The 18,493-nt window shown below is 69.2% G+C and carries 15 protein-coding genes; 10 read left to right on the top strand and 5 right to left on the bottom strand.

The window, feature by feature from the left end; genetic code table 11:
- Window positions 1-2 precede the first annotated feature (2 nt).
- The 6 genes from ASD37_RS07130 to ASD37_RS07105 all read left to right on the top strand — a co-directional run bounded on the left by ASD37_RS07130 (window position 3) and on the right by ASD37_RS07105 (window position 7,765).
- Window positions 3-1,142 carry a hypothetical protein gene (locus ASD37_RS07130; RefSeq protein WP_056549446.1) on the top strand — a complete coding sequence of 380 codons (1,140 nt, stop codon included), beginning with the start codon at window positions 3-5 and terminating at the stop codon, window positions 1,140-1,142.
- Window positions 1,139-3,355, top strand: a complete 2,217-nt coding sequence (locus ASD37_RS07125) for a serine/threonine-protein kinase (RefSeq protein ID WP_056549444.1) — start codon at window positions 1,139-1,141, stop codon at window positions 3,353-3,355. The genes ASD37_RS07130 and ASD37_RS07125 overlap by 4 nt, the downstream gene beginning before the upstream one ends.
- Entirely contained in the window at window positions 3,352-4,377 is a 1,026-nt protein-coding gene (locus ASD37_RS07120; protein WP_056549442.1) for a PP2C family serine/threonine-protein phosphatase, read from the top strand. The genes ASD37_RS07125 and ASD37_RS07120 overlap by 4 nt, the downstream gene beginning before the upstream one ends.
- Window positions 4,374-5,678, top strand: coding sequence for a VWA domain-containing protein (locus ASD37_RS07115; RefSeq protein WP_056549440.1), 1,305 nt, complete (start codon window positions 4,374-4,376; stop codon window positions 5,676-5,678). The genes ASD37_RS07120 and ASD37_RS07115 overlap by 4 nt, the downstream gene beginning before the upstream one ends.
- Window positions 5,678-6,289 carry an FHA domain-containing protein gene (locus ASD37_RS07110; RefSeq protein WP_056549438.1) on the top strand — a complete coding sequence of 204 codons (612 nt, stop codon included), beginning with the start codon at window positions 5,678-5,680 and terminating at the stop codon, window positions 6,287-6,289. Before ASD37_RS07115 ends, ASD37_RS07110 begins: the two co-directional genes overlap by 1 nt.
- Before the next feature lie 123 nt (window positions 6,290-6,412).
- Window positions 6,413-7,765, top strand: coding sequence for a cell wall metabolism sensor histidine kinase WalK (locus tag ASD37_RS07105; protein ID WP_056550013.1), 1,353 nt, complete (start codon window positions 6,413-6,415; stop codon window positions 7,763-7,765).
- Between the two features lie 467 nt (window positions 7,766-8,232).
- Here the strand turns inward: ASD37_RS07105 and ASD37_RS07100 are convergent, their stop codons facing one another.
- Complete coding sequence (locus ASD37_RS07100) at window positions 8,233-8,697, bottom strand: hypothetical protein (RefSeq protein ID WP_056549436.1); 465 nt, start codon at window positions 8,695-8,697, stop codon at window positions 8,233-8,235.
- Here ASD37_RS07100 and ASD37_RS07095 point away from each other — a divergent pair.
- A complete protein-coding gene (locus ASD37_RS07095) occupies window positions 8,690-11,395 on the top strand; it encodes an Ig-like domain-containing protein (RefSeq protein WP_156720727.1) in 2,706 nt (901 codons plus the stop codon). The genes ASD37_RS07100 and ASD37_RS07095 overlap by 8 nt on opposite strands.
- Before the next feature lie 31 nt (window positions 11,396-11,426).
- Here ASD37_RS07095 and ASD37_RS07090 read toward each other — a convergent pair whose 3' ends face one another.
- Window positions 11,427-12,740: a carboxylesterase family protein gene (locus ASD37_RS07090; RefSeq protein WP_235567985.1), complete on the bottom strand. Its 1,314-nt coding sequence runs from the start codon at window positions 12,738-12,740 to the stop codon at window positions 11,427-11,429.
- A gap of 78 nt (window positions 12,741-12,818) precedes the next feature.
- Between ASD37_RS07090 and ASD37_RS07085 the strand changes: the two genes are divergently transcribed.
- Entirely contained in the window at window positions 12,819-14,240 is a 1,422-nt protein-coding gene (locus ASD37_RS07085; RefSeq protein WP_056549432.1) for a DUF2252 domain-containing protein, read from the top strand.
- Window positions 14,241-14,250: 10 nt separating this feature from the next.
- Here ASD37_RS07085 and ASD37_RS07080 read toward each other — a convergent pair whose 3' ends face one another.
- Window positions 14,251-14,550 carry a DUF4193 domain-containing protein gene (locus tag ASD37_RS07080; RefSeq protein ID WP_056549430.1) on the bottom strand — a complete coding sequence of 100 codons (300 nt, stop codon included), beginning with the start codon at window positions 14,548-14,550 and terminating at the stop codon, window positions 14,251-14,253.
- A gap of 356 nt (window positions 14,551-14,906) precedes the next feature.
- Here ASD37_RS07080 and ASD37_RS07075 point away from each other — a divergent pair, with 356 nt between their 5' ends.
- Window positions 14,907-15,401: an RNA polymerase sigma factor gene (locus tag ASD37_RS07075; protein ID WP_056549428.1), complete on the top strand. Its 495-nt coding sequence runs from the start codon at window positions 14,907-14,909 to the stop codon at window positions 15,399-15,401.
- On the top strand, window positions 15,394-15,954 hold the full coding sequence (locus ASD37_RS07070; protein ID WP_056549426.1) for a methylated-DNA--[protein]-cysteine S-methyltransferase: 561 nt from the start codon (window positions 15,394-15,396) through the stop codon (window positions 15,952-15,954). Before ASD37_RS07075 ends, ASD37_RS07070 begins: the two co-directional genes overlap by 8 nt.
- On the opposite strand, the gene ASD37_RS07065 is transcribed toward ASD37_RS07070, so the two are convergent.
- Window positions 15,955-16,554 carry a 3'-5' exonuclease gene (locus ASD37_RS07065; protein WP_056549424.1) on the bottom strand — a complete coding sequence of 200 codons (600 nt, stop codon included), beginning with the start codon at window positions 16,552-16,554 and terminating at the stop codon, window positions 15,955-15,957.
- A gap of 55 nt (window positions 16,555-16,609) precedes the next feature.
- On the bottom strand, window positions 16,610-18,442 hold the full coding sequence (locus ASD37_RS07060) for a putative nucleotidyltransferase substrate binding domain-containing protein (protein WP_056549422.1): 1,833 nt from the start codon (window positions 18,440-18,442) through the stop codon (window positions 16,610-16,612).
- Window positions 18,443-18,493 lie beyond the last annotated feature (51 nt).

Here is an 18,493-nt window from a genome sequence, read left to right as displayed (position 1 = left end):
CGATGCTGACCACCGAGGAGATCGACCGCGAACTCCGGGCGCGCACCGATGAGGTGACCGCGGCCTCGGCGACCCTGCTCGAGCTCGACAACCACCCCGGCCTGCAGCACGTCCGGCGCTATCCGCCTGCCGGCGAGACGGCCCGGCGGTGGGCCGAGGTGGAGACGTCCCTCGACGGGTTGTGGCAGGACGTGGGACGGATGACGTCGATTCTGGACTCTGCCAAGGCCCTGCGGGCCCGACGGTCCAAGCTCGACGATGACGAGCGCCGCGAGTTGACCAGATGGCTGATGGACCGCCCGCTGGAGGTCTCCCGCGAGCGAATCCCCTTGGCGCAGCGCGTGATCACCGGACCCGGTGAGACCGTCGACTGCGTCGGACTCGCCGACATGGCAGCCCACCTGCGCGACGCATACCCCGCGGTCGTGGAGTTCCTCGACGACGTCGACGGCGTCAACGCGCTGATCGTCGACCGGCTGGCGCCGTTGCAACAGCGCCTTGACGAGGCGGGTGCGACCTTCCCGAAGGGGGTCGCCGACCTGTTGGCGGTGTCGGCGACGGACCCGCTGTCGCTGCGCCCCGAGGACGTCGAGGCGCGCATCCGGGTGATCGCCACCGAGGTCGACCGTAGATCGTCCGAGCTCACCGAACTGGCTGCGCTGCGGTCCAATTGGGCCACGGCACTCGGCGAGACCGCAGCGCAACTCGACACGTTGCGAGAGGGGGTCGACCGGCTGGCGGAGGTGCGCGCGAAGGTCGAGCGCGACGTGATCTCTGGTCCGCTCCCGGTGCACGCCGACGTGGAGCCGACCCTGCGCGCGGAGTTCGGTGCGATCACCTCAGAGGACCCGGCCGCGCTGCGGTCGCTTCGAGGGCGAATCGCGGCAGCGCTACGAGTCGTCGCCGAGGAGGAGGAACTGGCCCAGGGACTGTTGGACCGCCGCATGGAACTGAAGGGCCGGCTCACCGCCTATCAGGCGAAGGCCGCCAGGCTCGACCTCGGCGAGGATCGAGACCTGTTGGCGTGCAGCCGAATCGCCTCCGGTTTACTGCACAGGCAGCCGTGCGACCTGCGCGAGGTGACCAGGGCGGTCGCGGCCTACCAGGAGCTGCTCGTCGAGAAACAGGGGAGCCTGAGATGACCTGCACCGAACCTGGCTGCACCGGCACCGTGGTCGACGGGTACTGCGACGTCTGCGGTACCGCGCCGCCCGCACCGGGATCCACTCCCGCGCCACCGCCCGTGCAGTCGAAGGCCACTGCGGCGAGTCGGCCCACCGCCAGGTCGAAGGGCACGGCTCGGACCGGATCGTCTCGGTCGTCAAGCACGCGGGGCCGCCTCGGCGCCGGCGTGGTCACCATCCCGAGGATTCCGAAGGGAGACCCGGCCGCAGCCATCCTGGCCGACCCCAAGGTGCCCGAGGGCAGCCGGTTCTGTGGCAACACCGACTGCGGCAAGCCCGTCGGCCGCAGCGCCGACGGTAATCCGGGTCGGGTCGAAGGCTTCTGCACCCAGTGCGGCACCCGATACTCGTTCGTACCCAAGCTGTCTCGCGGCGACGTCGTCGGTGGTCAGTACGAAGTGCAGGGTGCCATCGCACACGGTGGTCTCGGCTGGATCTACCTCGCCGTCGACCGCAACGTGCACAACCGCTGGGTCGTCCTCAAGGGCCTGATCAACTCCACCGACGCCGACGCGATGGCCGCTGCCGCCGCCGAGGTCCTCACGCTGTCCGAGGTCGAACATCCGAACATCGTCCGGATCTACAACTTCGTCGAACACCTTGACGTGGGGGCCACGGCCCCCGTCGGGTACATCGTCATGGAGTACGTCGGCGGCACGTCGCTCAAGCAGATCCGCAAGGCCCGCAACGCCCCACTGCCGCCAGACCAGGCCGTCGCCTACCTCGTCGAGATCGCCCCCGCCGTCGCCTACCTGCACGCCCAGGGCCTGGCCTACTGTGACTTCAAGCCGGACAACGTGATGCAGACCGACGAGCAACTGAAGTTGATCGACCTCGGTGCCGTCATCGCGATGGACGACGAGGAGAGCGCCATCTTCGGCACCGCCGGCTATCAGGCGCCGGAGATCGCCCAAACCGGCCCCACCGTCGCAAGCGACGTCTACACCGTCGGGCGCACCCTCGCCGTCCTGGTGATGGACGTGCCGCAGGAACACGGCCGCTTCGTCGACCAGTTGCCGGGTCCCGCCGTCGTGCCGGTACTTGCGAAGTACGAGTCGCTGTACCGCGCCATCCTTCGGGCGACCGACGTCGACCCGCTGCGCCGGTTCTCCTCGATGGAGGAAATGGCCGACCAACTCACCGGCGTCCTGCACGAAATCGCCTCCACGGACACGGGAATCGCGCAGCCGCGGCAGTCGACCTACTTCAGCCCCCAGCGCGAGGTCTACGGCGCCGGTCGGGACGTGCCGGTGAAGCCGGCCAGGGTCATCGCCGCGCTGCCCGTCCCCGTCGTCGACCCGACCGATTCGGGTGCCGCGCTGCTCGCGACCACCAGCGGAACCCCGCCCGCAAAACTCGAATACGCCCTGGACCTCGCCCGCGGTGGCACCAATCAGGGTCAGAGCACGTCGGTCGAGATTCCGCTGCGCCTGGTGCGCGCGTCGTTGGAGCTGGGCGCCCCCGACAAGGCCAGGGCCCGTCTCGCCGAGCTCGAGCCGGTCGTCGCAGGGGACTGGCGGCTGCTGTGGTACAGCGCGCAGTGCGCCCTTCTCGAAGGCGAATTCGACAAGGCCGCAGCCGATTTCGACACCGTCCTGGCCACGCTGCCTGGCGAACTGGCACCCAAGTTGGCGCTCGCCGCCACCGCCGAGCTGCGCGGCGCCCGCGAGGACGCCCAGCGGTACTACGAGATGGTGTGGCGGACCGACCACGGCTACGTCAGCGCCGCCTTTGGTCTGGCCAGGCAGCGAGAGCTGGCCGGTGACCGGGCCGGCGCCGTCGCGGCCCTCGATCAGATACCCGCTGCCTCTTCACATTTCACCGATGCCGGTGCTGCCGCGATCGAGATCGTGCTCGAGGGACGCACCGCGAAGAATCTCGACGAGCAGACATTGGTCGACGTCGACCGGAGGGCCAGCGCCCTGAACCTGGAATCCACCGCCAAGCGGGCGCTGATCCGGCTGCGCGTGCTCGGCGCGGCCCTCGGATGGCTGGAGGATGGCCAGCACACCACGATCCCGCGTCTGCTCGGCGCGGACTTCACCGTGGCGGGGTTGCGCGCCGGGATGGAGCGCTGTTATCGCGATCTGGCCCGCGAGTCGTCGGGGATGTGGGAGCGCATCGAGTTGGTGGAGAAGGCCAACGCGATCAGACCGAGGACGCGGGTATGACTGGGGCGCCGGGGACGTGCTCCGCGTGTGCGGCACCGGTGGGGGCGTCGGACCGGTTCTGTGAGGGTTGCGGCGGGCCACTCTTCGAGGTGCCCAAGCCGATCTTCGACCGCGTGGCCATCCCGCGACCGGTACCGCTCGAGGGAGCGTGCGCCGACTGCGGCAACGACGCGTTCTCCGACGGTTACTGCACCGCGTGCGGTCACCGCCGCGCCGCACCCGACCGCGACGAGGCGCAGCTGGGGGCGATGGCGCTCGTCACCGACCGCGGCCTGCTCCACTCGCGCAACGAGGACGCCGCGGCGGCGGGAACGGTCACCGGCGTTCCCGGCCGACTGGAGGCGTTCGCGGTCGTGGTATGTGACGGCGTCTCGACCTCCGGTGAGCCGCAGGTGGCGTCGGCTGCCGCGTCCAAGGCGGGCGTCGAGGGCATGCTGGCGGAGTTGGCCGACGCGGGCACGACCCGCGCGGCGGTCGTCGCGGGGCTCGCCGCCGCGACCAGGGCGGCCGCCGACGCCGCGACGGGCCTCGACCCGCAGAATGCCCCGTCGTGTACCTACACCGGTGCGGCCGTCGTGTCGAAGGGCGAACGTGCCGTGGAGATCACGGTGGGCAACGTGGGGGACAGCCGGGCCTATTGGCTGCCCGAATCGCCGGGACCGGCGCGGCAGCTCACGCTCGACGACTCGGTGTCCCAGGAACTGATGACGGCTGGCGCCGCACCCGATTCGGAGCTGGTGCAGCGGGGCGCGCACACCATCACCCGATGGCTGGGCGCCGACGCCGAGGCGCAGCCGTGGGCGGAGTCGAGCGTGCAGACCCTCACCGTCACGGGCCCAGGAACGCTGCTGCTGTGTTCGGACGGATTGTGGAACTACCTGCCCGACGCCGCCGACATCGCCCGATTCTGCTCGGGCGTCGACCCGGCGGCGGCGGCACGCGCACTCACCGACTTCGCCATTCAGGCCGGCGGCAACGACAACATCACCGTCGCAGTGATTCCGATCGGAGCAAACACATGAGTTCAGCTGGGCAAGAGGGCGTCCCGGGATTTTCCGTAGACGTCGACCACAACCCGTACCTGCCCGAGGGGTCCGGAACGGTCGACGCGATCGTCAGCATCACCGTGGGCAGCGACACCGCGGTCGACGCCGCCCCCACCGAACGCGTCGAGGCGATCATCGTCGACTGCTCGACGTCGATGCTCAAGCCCGCGGGCAAGTTCGACGGCGCCAAGCGCGCCACCGTGGCCGCAATCGACGAACTCAGCGACGGGACGTACTTCATCGTCGTCGCCGGAACCGCAAGCGCCGCACCGGTCTACCCGCTGGACGGGGTGCCGACGCAGGCGAACGCGGCGACCAAGGCGGAGGCGGCCAGGGTGGTCGACGGTCTGTGGCCCAACGGCGGCACCGCGATGGGCACCTGGCTCGCCTACGTCCGCGACATCGTCGGCCAATACCCGGGAGCGCTCACCCACGCGATCCTGTTGACCGACGGCAAGGACGAGCACGAGACGCCGGAGCAGCTACAGCAGGAGATCGCGCTGAGCGTCGGGCGGTTCACCTGCGACTGCCGTGGAGTGGGAACCGCATGGCGCGTCGACGAATTGCGTTCCATCTCCTCGGCGTTGATGGGCACCGTGGACATCGTCGCCGACGCCGACGACCTCGCCGAGGACTTCGCGGCGATGATGCGCACGTCGATGGGCAAGTCGATACCCGACCTGACCCTGCGGGTCTGGACGCCCGCGGGCGCCACCGTCGAATTCGTCAAGCAGGTCGCCCCGACCGTCGAGGACCTGACCCACCGGCGGGTGGAGGTGAGTGCGCAGATCGGGGAGTACCCGCTCGGCTCGTGGGGAGCCGAGGATCGCGACTACCACGTCCAGGTCGCCGTCGAACCCGCTGCGGCAGGCAAGGAGAAGCTGGCAGCCAGGATGACCGTCGTCGCAGGCGACCAGGTCCTCGGGCAGGGTCTCGTCAACGCGTTGTGGACGGCCGAGGTGGCGTTGTCGGCGAGGATCAACCGTCGGGTGGCGCACTACACCGGGCAGGCGGAGTTGGCCGACGCCGTGCAGCAGGGTCTGGCGGCGCGTCGTGACGGCGACGTGGCGACCGCGACGGCCAAACTGCAACGCGCCATGGAGTTGGCCGTGGAGTCGGGCAACGACGACAAGGTGGCCGAACTCGGCAAGGTCATCGACGTCGACGAGCGGACCGGAACGGCCCGGCTCAAACGTGAGGTGGCGGCGGCCGACGAGATGGCGCTCGACGCGCGGTCGACGAAGACCGCCCGAGTGCGGAAGGAGAACCCCGCCTGATGGCGATCTGCGCAGAGGGACATACCTCGACTGCCCAGGACTACTGCGACGTGTGCGGGGCGCCGATCGGGTCGCCTGCCGCGCCGGCGCCCGCAGCCGGGGCGAAGACCTGCCCCGCGTGCGGGGCCTCGGTCAGCGGACGGTTCTGCGAGACGTGCGGCCACGACTCGGCGCTGCCCGCTCCTGCGACGCCCGTCCAGGGGGCGGTGAGCTGGACCGCGGTCGTGACGGCCGACCGGGCGTTCTACGACCGCGTGGTGGCCCGCGGTGGGCCCGACACCGTCGACTTCCCGCAGTTCTTCCCCGAACGCCGGATCGCCCTGCAGAACGACACCGCGTTGATCGGACGGCACAACCGCGACCAGGGCGTGACGCCGGAGGTCGACCTCGGGCTGCAGCCCGCCGACCGTGGCGTGTCCACCCAGCACGCGGTGCTGCGGATCCGTGACACCGGGCCGACGATCACCGACCTCGGCTCCACCAACGGCACCAGCCTCAACGAGAGCGAGGATCTGCTGGGTGAGGGCGTGGAGACTCCTCTCGCCGACGGCGACCGCATCCACGTCGGCGCCTGGACCACCATCACGATCACGACGGACCCGGGTCAGTAACCTGGTGCACGTGTTGATCGACGATCTGCCTGCCCGACTAACCCCGCAGGTCACCGCAGGGCTTGTCGTGCGGCTTCGCTAGTGGAACTCAACGACCGCGTCTACCGGCTGCTTGGGCCACTGATTCGCGTGCTGTCGCTGCGCGCGATCGTCGTCACCTCGGCCCTGTCGGTCATCATCCTGGTCGTCGTGCTCGGCACCTGGGTGTGGGTGGGCGTGACCGACGACCAGTACAGCCAGCTCGACCGTCGGCTCGACTCGGTGAGCAGCCTCGGCGACGTCAGCAATCTGCTGAGCAGCACGCCCAACACCGACGTTCGTCAGCCCAAGCCCGACGGCAACGTGGTCCGCACCGCTCGCATCGGCGGCATCACCGTCTCGGTGCCGAACGACGTCGTCCTGCCCGAACTCGCCGACGGGTACGCCACCACCGAGATCGACGGCGTGCAGTACCGGGTGCGCACGTTCGCGGCGGGTGTCGGCTCGATCGCGCTTGGTGCGCCGCTGGCCGAGACGCAGCACCGGATCGACGAACTGCACCTGAGAGTCCTGCTGATCTGCAGTGGCGTGATCGCCGGAACCGTGTTGGTCGGCTGGGTGATCTCGTTGCTGATGATCGTGCCGTTCCGGTTGCTTGCCCAGCAGGCCCGCGCCATCAACGCCCAATCGATGCCCGACGAGGTTCAGGTGCGCGGCGTGCGCGAGGCCGTCGAGATCGCCGAGGCGGTGGAGGGCATGCTCGCCCGCATCGGCACCGAGCAGCAGCGGACCAAGGCCGCGCTGGAGTCCGCGCGCGACTTCGCCGCCGTCGCGTCCCACGAGCTGCGGACCCCGCTGACGGCGATGCGCACCAACCTGGAGGTGCTGTCCACCCTGGACCTCGCCGCCGAACAGCGCGACGAAGTCATCAGCGACGTGGTGCGCACGCAGGGCAGGATCGAGGCGACGCTGACGGCTCTGGAACGCCTGGCCCAGGGTGAGCTCACCACGGCCGACGACTTCGTCTCCTTCGACGTCACCGAGATGCTCGACCGCGCGGCCCACGACGCCCAGCGCGTCTATCCCGACCTCCGCGTCACCCTCGCGCCGTCGCCGTCCAAGCTGATCGTGGGGCTGCCCGCCGGTCTTCGTCTGGTGATCGACAACGCGATCGCCAACGCCGTCAAACACGGTGACGCCACGGAGATTCGCCTCAGCGTGGTGAGCTCGGTGGCGGGAGTCGAGATTGCCGTCGACGACAACGGCGCCGGTGTTCCCGAGGACGAGCGCGCCGCGGTGTTCGAACGCTTCGCCCGCGGCACCACCGCCTCGAGGTCGGGCTCGGGACTGGGTCTGGCCCTCGTCGCCCAGCAGGCCGAATTGCACGGTGGCTCAGCGGAACTCGACGTCAGCCCACTCGGCGGTGCCCGGTTGTTGCTTCGGTTGCCGAGCCAGGAGTCGAAGTGGGACGGCGTGTTGACGCCGTCGCCGGCCTAGTCCTCGACCTAACCGGTGGCAAGAGGGATCCCAAGTGGCCGCAAGGAGGATTGAGTGGGGCGGCAAGTGCACGCGCTCACGTCCCTGGCGGGACACCGTCGGGGACGGTTCAGGTCGACGACGATGTCCGAGATCGACTGTCTGAGAAGAACCTTGAGTGCCGCGCGCAGGACCCCTGAATGCAGTGAGGTCGCCGCACTGCTCGACGTGATGGCGGGCATCCATTCCCGGCACCTAAGCACGACTGCCACCTGAGGCTCCACAGCCCCACGACAGTTTCAGTCGGAGCTGGACGAGAGCCGACACCACTGGCGTCCCGCCGGAAGGAGTCGATGCGGATTGGGTGTTTGCTGCGCGCCCGCCGAGAGCTTTCGCTATCGTCAATTAGTCCCGGGGGGATCCGGGGAGGTGTCGGCCGCGAAGCCGACCTGGTGATCGTCGTGGACGTCGGGGGAGCTGTCGGTGAACTACGCCCAGTATGTGGGTCGTGTCGGTGCGTTGGCCGTCGCGTTGGGAATCGGGGCGGCCGTGTCTGCCAGTCCCGTCGCCTGGGCTGACGGAGATGCCCCGTCGGTGAACTCGTCTGCGTCGTCGGATGCGTCCTCGCACACCGCGTCGGGTTCGGGGGCCGGTGCGACGTCGGCGGCCGGACAGGGGGGACGACCCACAGGTGGTACGTCCGCTGCGTCCGGCACGGCCACTCGATCCGACACCGCAGGAAGGGCCAAAACGCCGCGGGCGGAATCGAAACCGGTCTCCGAACCTGCCACCGCCCACCCAAGGACCGCGGCCGACACCGACGACGACGACGCTCCCGCTCCACGGTCGGAGTCGCCGAATCCACCGAATGACCGCCCGGTCAGCACCGGGTCGACGCCGGTCACCGCCCCCGTCGTCGCGGTGACCCCGTCACCCCCCGATCCCGTGCTCACACCCTCGACACCCGTTGTGCAGCCCGTCGACCCCAAGGCCCCGGGGACCGAGGTCGTCGACCCACCCGTGGCACCCATTCCGGAGACAGTGCACACCGAACCCGTGGTCGCGGCGACCCCCAACCGGGGCCTGCACGACGAAACCCGACGCGAAGCGCAGACGCCCGCGACGTCGACCCGTGCGCTGACGGGTTCTCCCGCGGCGTCGACGAACACCGACACGCAGCCACGTACCGCGGCCGCGTTCCGTGCGGGTGTGACGTCGGAGGGTCAGCTCGCCGCGTCGTCGTCGGCCGTCCAGGTGGCGGCCGCCGCGATCGGTGTCGCGGCCGTGACGCCGGCCGCGGTGACACCACAGGTGCCGTCGCTGCCCCAGATGGTGCTCGACACCGTCCGAGGTGTGGTCGGTGCGATCTTGGCGCCGTTCGCCAATCCGCTTCCCGTCACGCCCGACTCGTCCCCGCTGCTGCTGATGGTGGAGTGGTTCAGGCGGACCGCGGTGGGGGCCTTCTACAACCGGGCACCGGTGGCCTCGCCGCTGCAGATCGGTGAAGACGCCGGCGGCCGGGTGACCGGCGTCGTCGGTGCCACCGATCCGGACGGCGACCCGCTGACCTATGCGCTGGCCCAGGGGCCCACACATGGCAGCGTCGTGGTTCACCGTGACGGCACCTACACCTTCACGCCTGATGCCGCGTTGGCGCGCGACGGCGGCACCGACACCTTCACCGTCACCGTCAGGGACCAAGGTGTGCGGCTGTTGAGTCAGGCCGGGGTGACGACGGTCTCGGTGGGCGTGCAGGTTGGCGCGGGGGATGCCTTGGGCGTCAACGGAACACCTTTCGCGGTGGCGGTGAGCCGGGACGGGAAGCGCGCCTACGTCACCGACACGGCCAACAGCCGCGTCTCGGTGCTCGACATCGCGACCCGCTCGGTGATCGGCTCCATCGCGGTGGGCGGCGGCCCCGCGGGCATCGCGGTCGCCGACGACGGCCGCGCCTACGTGGTCAACTCCGCCGACGGCACCGTCACGGTCTTCGACACCGCGACCAACGCCGTCGTGCGCCCGTACGTGTACGTCGGCAGCGGCGCCACCGGCATTGCGGTCAACGCCACGGGGACCCGCGTCGTGGTGGCCAACGGCAACGAAGACTCGGTGTCGGTGATCGACACGGGCACTTACGGCGTCACCCGTGTGGTGGTCGGCGACGGACCCTACGGTGTCGCAATCAGCGGAAACCGGGCGTTGATCACCAACGAATACGACGACACCGTGAGCGTGCTGGATCTGACCACCAATACCGTGACCGCGACGATCGCCGTTGGGGACGCTCCCACCGGGATCGCCGCGGCAGGCAACCGCGCGGTGGTCACCAACGCCGGCTCGACGATGACCCCCGATGACGGCACCGTCTCGATCATCGACCTGGACACCCTGACGGTGATCGGTTCGCCGATCGCGGCAGGGGATTCGCCGGTGGCGGTGGTCATCGACGCCACCGGAACCCGCGCCTACGTCGCGGACATGGAGAAGTCGACGGTCTCGGTGCTCGACATCGCCACCGGCGTGTTCGCCGACGACGAGTTGGCCGTCGCCGGTGGCACAACGGGTTTGGCGCTGGGCGGCGACGGGAGCCTTTACACCGCGGGTTACCTCCAGGGCGCCATCGACCCGGTCGACGTCGGCGCACCCCACACGATCGTCGTCGACACCGCAGCCCTCGCCTCGGCCACCGCCGCGACGCCGACCGCCGCCGCGCAGGAATGGTCCACGGTCACCAAGGGATTCGACCTGTTCAACGACACGTCCCAGAACGTGGTCCTCACCTACGAGGGTGACGGTCGCCCCAATGGTGGTGGCCCCGCCGAAGGCACCGTCCTGGCCCCCGGAGCCCACCTGCACCTGGAAATACCGGGGAACTTCTTCGCTAAGAGCGTCAGGGTCGTCCTGACCAGCCCCACCCAGGAAACCTGGACGATCCACATGCCTGCTCGAAACTTTTTCGGCTACATCGCCCACCACGTTTGGATCACGCACTCCGGCGGCACGGGCACATATGAGCCAATCGACCCCTACGACCGGACCGCCTGGCAAGCCGTAGAAAAAGGCTTGTTTGATCTAGTGGATTTCTCTGACAGGACGACAGCCCGGGTCCTCGACGCGCCGAACACCACGAAGACCCTCGACGCCGGTGATCCCGACGCGGCGTCGATCCTCGGCGCGTGCGCCAAGGATTCGCGGGCGACCTGCGCGTTCACCCCGGTCGGCAACCCGACCTCCGAGTGGTCGCAGTGGCAACCAGCCCTCACCCGCGACGGCACGCCCGCCCAGTACGTCAACGGGGGCCAGCAGAACACGCCTCGCTCCTTCGACGTCGTCCACACTGCCGTCTCCCACGCATCGGACGGACTCGGGGTGAGAACCGGTCTGGCGTTGGCGAACTCCGTCGCCACCATCAAGACCCCAACAGGCCAACCACTTTCGACAACCAACACCTATACCGGGACCACCCCCACATACGACGTCCCTGCGAACACCTCGGTGCAAGTGCTGACCCGGGCACCGCTGCTGCGCTACGTCGGCAGTATGACGGTCACGGTGGGCAACTCCGTCATCACCGTCACCAACATCACCTACGACGTCCCCGATCCCAGTCGCGCACTGGACTTCTCGACGAAACTCACCCCCACGAGATGAGCCCATCGGCGTGACGTCCGCGTGTCCTGGCTTAGTTGCAGGCGAGGTCGCCAGGAAGCCGTAGGTCCTCGTCGACGTCGTCACGCCTGCCCTTGGCGAAATCGCACCAGAGCCGGCGCATCCGCGGCCCTAGCTCGCCGAGTGCCCGCCGGGGATCGGCGCCGAGCATGGGAGCGCGGGACCAGGCGTCGAATGTGCCCATCAGAAAGGGAAGTTCGATGCAATGGCACGCTCCGAGGGGGCTGCCCTTTGGGTGCCAATCGAACACGTAGGTCGTGGCGCGACCGCCGTCGAGCCGGTGCTGTTTGGCGAAAGCCGCAGCCGGACCGGCGAATAGACGAGCGGTGGCAGTGGCTCCGAGCGCTCGCTGCGCCGTCGAGCCGACCAGCGGTGCGTCAATCCGTGGGTTGAGCATCACGAAGGGTCGGGCGTCGTCGGTCGTCGTGCCGATCATCACGGGGATGCGCCCGGCCACCTCGCGGCGCCGCGCGTCCACCTCGTCTTCGGACGGCAGTGGGTGATGTCCCGACTGCGGTCCGAACGGCATCTGCGCACTCGTCCCGAAGGCGGCGGCTGCCGCGGCGACGGTGCCCTGGGCGACCAGCAGATCCTGAGTGGCAAGAGTGTCCGGCCGGGGCCCGAGCGCGCCGCGTCCGGCCTCGCCCATGGCGCTGCTCATCGCCGCCCGGCCGCGCTGCACGCCCAGCGGCGCGCTCTGCAGGATGGCCCGACGGAACAGGTCCTCGACGCCGTCGGCGACCATAAGCCATGAGACCGAGTCGGCTCCGGCGGATTGGCCCACGATGGTCACGTTCTCCGGATCGCCACCGAAGCCGCCGATGTTCTCCCTGACCCACCGCAGTGCGGCGATCTGGTCGAGCAGGCCCAGGTTCGCCGGTGCCACGCCGTCGATCGCGAGGTAGCCGAAGATGCCGAGCCGATAGTTCACCGTGACGGTGACGACGTCGCCCTCGTCGGCCATGGCCGTCATGTCGTAGATGGACTCCTGGCCGCTGCCCGTGACGTAGGCGCCGCCGTGGAAGAACACCATCACCGGCTTGGCGGTGCCGTCGGGCAGCGGTGCGACGACGTCCAGCACCAGACAGTCCTCGTCCTGTGCCAGCACGGGTGCCGGCGGTCCGACGACGAACACGAGCCGCGACGGCAGCTGCGGGCAGGCCGGTCCTGCCGTCGTCGCCTCGACGACCCCGTCGGACACCGGCACCGGAACGCACGGCTCGAAGCGGTGCGCCGTGGCGTACCGCAGTCCGCGGGCGCGAATCGTCCTGCCGTCGCGGAGAACCCGAAAACGTCCACGGGGAAGCGTGACTACCTGGTGATCCACTGAGTCGTCCATAGCCGTGCCCGAGCCTACGGGGCATCTCGCCACCTCCGGTGCCCAGCGGTCGTACGATTCCTACCAATGGACGGCGTGGGAACGACCAGTGGGCACACCGTCCTGGCGCAAGCCGACGGTGCCATGTATCGATCACTGCGCCAGCAGTCGGTGACCAGAGCCGAGCGCTACGCCCTCGGCAAGAGTCTGCGAAAGTCCGTGCCGCGCAGTTCGTTGGCCGACTGGTCGGTGCCGCCGAACCGACCCGACCCCGTCGACCTGATCAACGCCAGCCACCGCGGCAGGGTCGACCGCCTGATTCCGGTACGGGTTGGCCGCATGGTCGAGTCGCCGTACGGGTTCCTGCGCGGCACGGCGGTGGTGATGGCGGAGGACGTGGCCCGGCTGCCGTCGACCGGCATCATGCCCGTCGTCTGTGGCGACTCTCACCTCGGCAACTTCGGCTTCTACGCCTCCCCGGAGCGGGACTTGGTGATCGACCTCAACGACTTCGACGAAGCCCACCCCGGTGGGTGGGAGTGGGATCTGCGCCGATTGGTGGCCAGCATCTGGGTCGCCGGTCGGCACAACGGCACCTCCGAGGAACACTGCGGCGCCTCCGCCCAATCGTGCGTGGCGTCCTATCGCCAGGAACTGCGCCGGCTCGCCGACCTGCCACTGTTCACCCGGTCGTTCGAGCGGCTCGACGTCGACCGGCTCGCGGCCCAGACGGAGGGACCTCTCCAGGCGCAGGTTGCCAGGGCTGCGCAGCGGGCGCGCCACCGCACCGGGGACCGCGCCCTGCCGCGCTTCACCCACCAGGTCGAAGGCAAGCGCCGAATCGTGGAGGAACCGCCCCTCATCACGCGGCCTGAACCGCTGGAGGCCGAACTGCTGGCCGAGGCGCTCGACCGGTACCTGGAGACGCTGCCGTCGTATTGGCGGCGCGTCCTCGGTGGATACACGCTGGTCGACGTCGCGCACAAGGTCGTCGGGGTGGGCAGCGTCGGGCTGCGCGCCTACGTGGCCCTACTGGAGGGATCCTCGGCCGAGGACGTGGTCTTCCTGCAGCTCAAGCAGGCTCGCCGGTCGGTTCTCGCGCGCTACGTGCACGGTGATTCGGCCTGGCACGCGCATCAGGGCCAGCGCGTCGTGGAGTACCAGCAGTCGCTGCAGACCGTCAGCGACCCGTTGCTGGGCTGGACGACGATGGGCGGACTGCAGTACTACGTCAGGCAGTTCAGGAACATGAAGGGACGAATCCCGCTGGATTCGATGGACGCGTCCGCACTCACCGACTACGCGGGAGTGGTGGGCCAACTGCTGGCCAAGGGACATGCGCGGACCAGCGGTGCGTCGATGATTGCCGGGTACATGGGAAAGTCGAGCCGGGTGGACGACGCGTTGTGCGCGTTCGCCAGGCGCTACGCGGATCAGACCGAAGCGGACCACGCCACGCTGGTCGCCGCGGTCGACCGGGGACTGCTCCCCGTCGAGCGCGGCGTCTAGCGAAGGTAGCTCAGGCGCAGTCGGCGCAGATCATGTTGTCGCCGACCTGGCGGGCCAGGCGGTGACTGTGCTGAACCAGGAAGCAACTGGAGCAGGTGAACTCGTCGCGCTGCTTGGGGACGACCCGAACGGTGAACTCCTCACCGGAGAGATCGGCGCCAGGAAGTTCGAAGTCCTCTAGTTCCTCGCCGTCGTCGACGTCGAGCACGGCGGTCGCGGCGTCATTGCGACGTCCGGCCAGCTGCTCGAGCGATTCGTCTGCGACGTCATCGGTTTCCTTCTGGCGGGGTGCGTCGTAATCAGTGGCCATTTTTGTCCTTTCGAGTCCAGTGCCGGCGTCACGACAACGTGGACGGTGGGCAGCTTGTTCCCGTCTCCCGACGGGATCAAACGCCCACCTTCTATTTCACCTCGACGCAGGTACATACATCAGCTGATTCTCGGTGCGGGCTCGGGCTCGCGCCCTGCTCGTCGAGTTCAGTTCGAGGACACAGTACGGTCCGATCGAACGGATCGTTGCACGCCGCGTCGAAACAGACGGTTACGTCTGTCCGAGTGACGCCATCGCACGGCTCGACCTCACGTTCCCGGGGCCGCGAACGTCTTCCCTCTGAGACCGATTTTCGAGGAGGGGACCATGCCAGCCGCAGATCAGAACCCGTCACCATGGGACGCGTGACGGGGAAGCGGGCCTTCGAAGCGGTCGTGGTCGAACACGGGCCGACGGTCCTGCGCGTGTGCCGGGCGGTCGTGGGGTTCGCCGAGGCCGACGACGCGTGGTCGGAGACCTTCCTGTCGGCGCTGAAGGCCTACCCGGACCTGCCGGTCGACGCCAACGTGGAGGCCTGGTTGGTGACGATCGCCCACCGCAAGGCCGTCGACGCCGTTCGCTCCAGGGCGCGCCGCGCCATCCCGACCGATCAGGTGCCCGACCGGGCCCGCCCACCGGAGCCGGACCGCGACGACGATCTCGCCGCCGCGCTGGCACTGCTGCCCGACAAGCAGCGGCACGCCGTCGCCTATCACCACCTGGCCGGTCTGCCCTATGCGGAGGTGGCCGCCATTCTCGGCGGCAGTACCGATGCCGCCCGACGAGCCGCCGCCGACGGTATTGCAGCGCTCAGACGAACCTATCCACTGATGGAGAACCGCGATGAATGACATGTCCGCCCTGCACGCTCGACTCGCCGCCGCTGCCGAACGCGACGGGGTGCTCGACGTCGCCTATCGAATCGTCGACGGCCCCGTGGGCGCCCTGCTGGTCGCGGCCACCGAGCTCGGTCTCGTCCGGGTCGCCTTCGCCGTCGAGGACCACGACGCCGTGCTCCAGGGTCTTGCCGATCGGGTGAGCCCACGCATCCTGCGCACGCCCCGCCGGCTCGACGCCGTCGCCCAGCAGCTCGACGAGTACTTCGCCGGTGCCAGGACGAGCTTCGACGTGCCGCTGGACTGGCGGTTGTCGGCGGGGTTCCGCAGCACCGTCCTGCACCACCTTCCCGAGATCGCCTACGGGCACACCGCCAGCTATGCCGCGGTGGCCCAGCTGGCGGGCAACCCCAAGGCGGTTCGCGCGGTGGGCAGTGCGTGTGCGACGAATCCGCTGCCCGTCGTCGTGCCGTGTCACCGCGTCGTGCGCAGTGACGGTGCCATGGGCGGTTACCTCGGCGGTACCGACGCCAAGCGCACTCTGCTCGCCCTGGAGGGTGCAGCCTGATTAGCTTGGGGCCGAGGACATCTCGAGCAGGGTCGCGGTGGTCAGGGTGCGGCCGTTCTCCAGCTGGCTCGCCAACGCGATGAACAGGCTCGCCGTGGTCACCGCGTCGCCGAGTGCGTGATGAGGTGAGTGGACGGGAAGTCCGAGCGCGGTGGTGGCGTACTCCAACGAAATCGACTGTCCGCGTTCGAGTTCGACGTCCAGGACACGCTGGGCCAGCGCCGCGGTGTCGACGATCGAACTGGTGAACGGCAGATAGGAATGCCGGAATGCCTTGCGCAGGAACGAGCGCTCCACCCAGGCGCAGTGCGCCACCACGGGATGGTCGCCGATCAACGCGTCGAGGGTGGCCACGCAGTCCAGTAGGGGAGGGGCGCCCTCGAGGTCCTGAGTGCGAAGACCGTGGAACTTCACCGAGGTTCCCGGCACGTCGTGCGGCACGTTGACCAGCCCGTACACCGATTCCGACGTCCGGACACGGCCGCCCCGGACGGGCACCGCGCCGTAGGACACGATGTGGTCGTGGCGTGGATCGAGGCCGGTCGTCTCCAGGTCGATCACGACGAACGAGTCCGTGCGCCAGTCGACGTCGGCGGGCATCGACCGTCGTGGTCGGTGCGCGCGGAACCGACGGGTCCACTCGATCACCGTGGCGTCACAGCCCCTCGTACCCAAACCACTTGCGGCTCAGCCGGTCCTGAATGCCGTTGATCGTCCGGAACGCGGCGCGGAGGTGGCGTCGCTCCAGCGGGTCGAGCGTCGCGGGGTCGATGGCGGACGCGACCGGCCGGCCCGCCTTGATCGCGGCGACCTGACTGTCGAACACCAAGTGGTAGAAGAGGCTGAACGCACCCGACAGCGCGTCTGCCTCGTCGGCGGTGAGGAGCCCACTGCGATGAGCCCGTTCCAGCCGTTGCGGCGTGGAACCCGTTGGATCACCGGTGCGTTGGGACAGCGCACGGGCGAGCGACGCCACCGGGCGCAGGCCGGCCTTCTTCAGATTCAGGTGGTTCTTCTGCTCGCCGAAGTGCTCGACGACGAACCCCCTGACGAATCCGCTCGGCGGACGGTCTTGCATGGAGAAGCGGCTCAACGCTCGGGTGAAGGCGTCCCTGCCGACACCGCCGACCAACGCGGCGCGCAGCGGTCGAATTAGCACCGGCCGGGTGATGGGGCGGGCGTCGAGGACGGTCGAGGCCATCAGCAGGTAGTCGACGTTGTCGGGGTTGGCGCGCCACAGGTCGGCGATCTCGCGCCACTGCCGCTGCGATCGGTTGAACAGCGGCGTCGACGCATTCAGGCCCTGTGGGCACGGTGCGAGACCGCACCGGCCGAGCGCGTCGACCAGCGGCACGGTGGCGGCGGCGACCTCGTCGCGCGTCGGCACGGGGTTCCCAGCCTCCCGGACCGCCCACGCCAGCGCGGTGTCGACGTCGGAGTTGGGCAACGGCTCGCGCCTGCCCAACGAGCCCATCAGCATCCACGAGCAATCTAGGTCCGCCAAAGGCGATGTGGTGGTGTGCAATTCGACCACCTTGCGGAAGATCGACTCGATCATCGCCGACAGCAGCGCGCCGAGGTGTTCGACGGGCACGCCGGCGTCCCACAGTTCGACCGTCGTGGGGGTCAGCAGTCGGCACGCATCGACGAGGTCGTCCATCGTGGATGCCGCGGCGACGGCCGAGCGGATCACCAACGGGTTGCGCACTTCGGCGGCCGCCATGTCGACCACCCGGACCACCCCGATCGCGGTGCCGACGGCGTCGACGACGACGAGGTGGTGGATGTCGTGCTCGACCATGAACAGGTACGCGGTGCTCACGGTCCGGTCGACGCTCATGGCGATCGCCGGGGTGCTGGCGATGGCCGAGATGGGCGCGTCCACGCCGACCTCACCGGTCGCGACCCGGCGGCGGAAGTCGTCGTCGGTGACGATGCCGATCTGCCCGCCCCGCCGGAACAGCGCGCACGACCGGCCCGCAGCGGTCATCAGTTCGGCGACGGTGCGGATGGTGTCGTCGGCGTCGCACCACGTGATCGGGTGGGCGACGTCGCCGATCGGGCGCTCCAACCGGGCGAACGACTCACCCGAGCTGAACAGCCGCTCCCTGGCGACCAGGCCGCCGTAGTGCGCGAACCGAAGCCGGTCGGGGTGGGCAAGCAGGGTGCGGGGGTCGGGGAGTCGGTAGCAGAGGGTGTCCTCGACGGCACGGACCTGCAGCGGTGGCGGCAGGCCCGAGAGCACCGAGATGTGGCCGAAGGTCTCACCGGCGCCGAGCACGTCGGTGCTGCGGCCGCGGTCGACGATCTCGACGGCGCCGACCCTGATGACGTACAGACAATCGAGGGGCGCCGCGTCGGCTTCGACGATCACGGTGCCCGCGGTGAAGTACTCGACGTCGACGGCACTGGCGAGCCGGTGCAGATCGTCGTCGTCGAGGCGGTCGTACGGCGACTGCTCTCCGAGGAACTCGAGGAACTCCTTCACCGGGGGATCGTTGCACGGTTGGTCGGCCGGGGCGCCGCAGTCGGCTGCGCC

The sequence above is a fragment of the Mycobacterium sp. Root135 genome (genome assembly GCF_001426545.1).
In the GTDB taxonomy this organism is placed as follows: Bacteria; Actinomycetota; Actinomycetes; order Mycobacteriales; family Mycobacteriaceae; genus Mycobacterium.
This window is presented reverse-complemented; position numbering and strand designations above follow the sequence as displayed.

Coding starts and splice junctions, on each gene's coding strand:
- ASD37_RS07130 (WP_056549446.1), top strand. CDS start 3: ATGCTGACCACCGAGGAGATCGACCGCGAACTCCGGGCGCGCACCGAT.
- ASD37_RS07125 (WP_056549444.1), top strand. CDS start 1,139: ATGACCTGCACCGAACCTGGCTGCACCGGCACCGTGGTCGACGGGTAC.
- ASD37_RS07120 (WP_056549442.1), top strand. CDS start 3,352: ATGACTGGGGCGCCGGGGACGTGCTCCGCGTGTGCGGCACCGGTGGGG.
- ASD37_RS07115 (WP_056549440.1), top strand. CDS start 4,374: ATGAGTTCAGCTGGGCAAGAGGGCGTCCCGGGATTTTCCGTAGACGTC.
- ASD37_RS07110 (WP_056549438.1), top strand. CDS start 5,678: ATGGCGATCTGCGCAGAGGGACATACCTCGACTGCCCAGGACTACTGC.
- ASD37_RS07085 (WP_056549432.1), top strand. CDS start 12,819: ATGGACGGCGTGGGAACGACCAGTGGGCACACCGTCCTGGCGCAAGCC.
- ASD37_RS07080 (WP_056549430.1), bottom strand. CDS start 14,550: ATGGCCACTGATTACGACGCACCCCGCCAGAAGGAAACCGATGACGTC.
- ASD37_RS07075 (WP_056549428.1), top strand. CDS start 14,907: ATGGGACGCGTGACGGGGAAGCGGGCCTTCGAAGCGGTCGTGGTCGAA.
- ASD37_RS07070 (WP_056549426.1), top strand. CDS start 15,394: ATGAATGACATGTCCGCCCTGCACGCTCGACTCGCCGCCGCTGCCGAA.
- ASD37_RS07065 (WP_056549424.1), bottom strand. CDS start 16,554: ATGCCCGCCGACGTCGACTGGCGCACGGACTCGTTCGTCGTGATCGAC.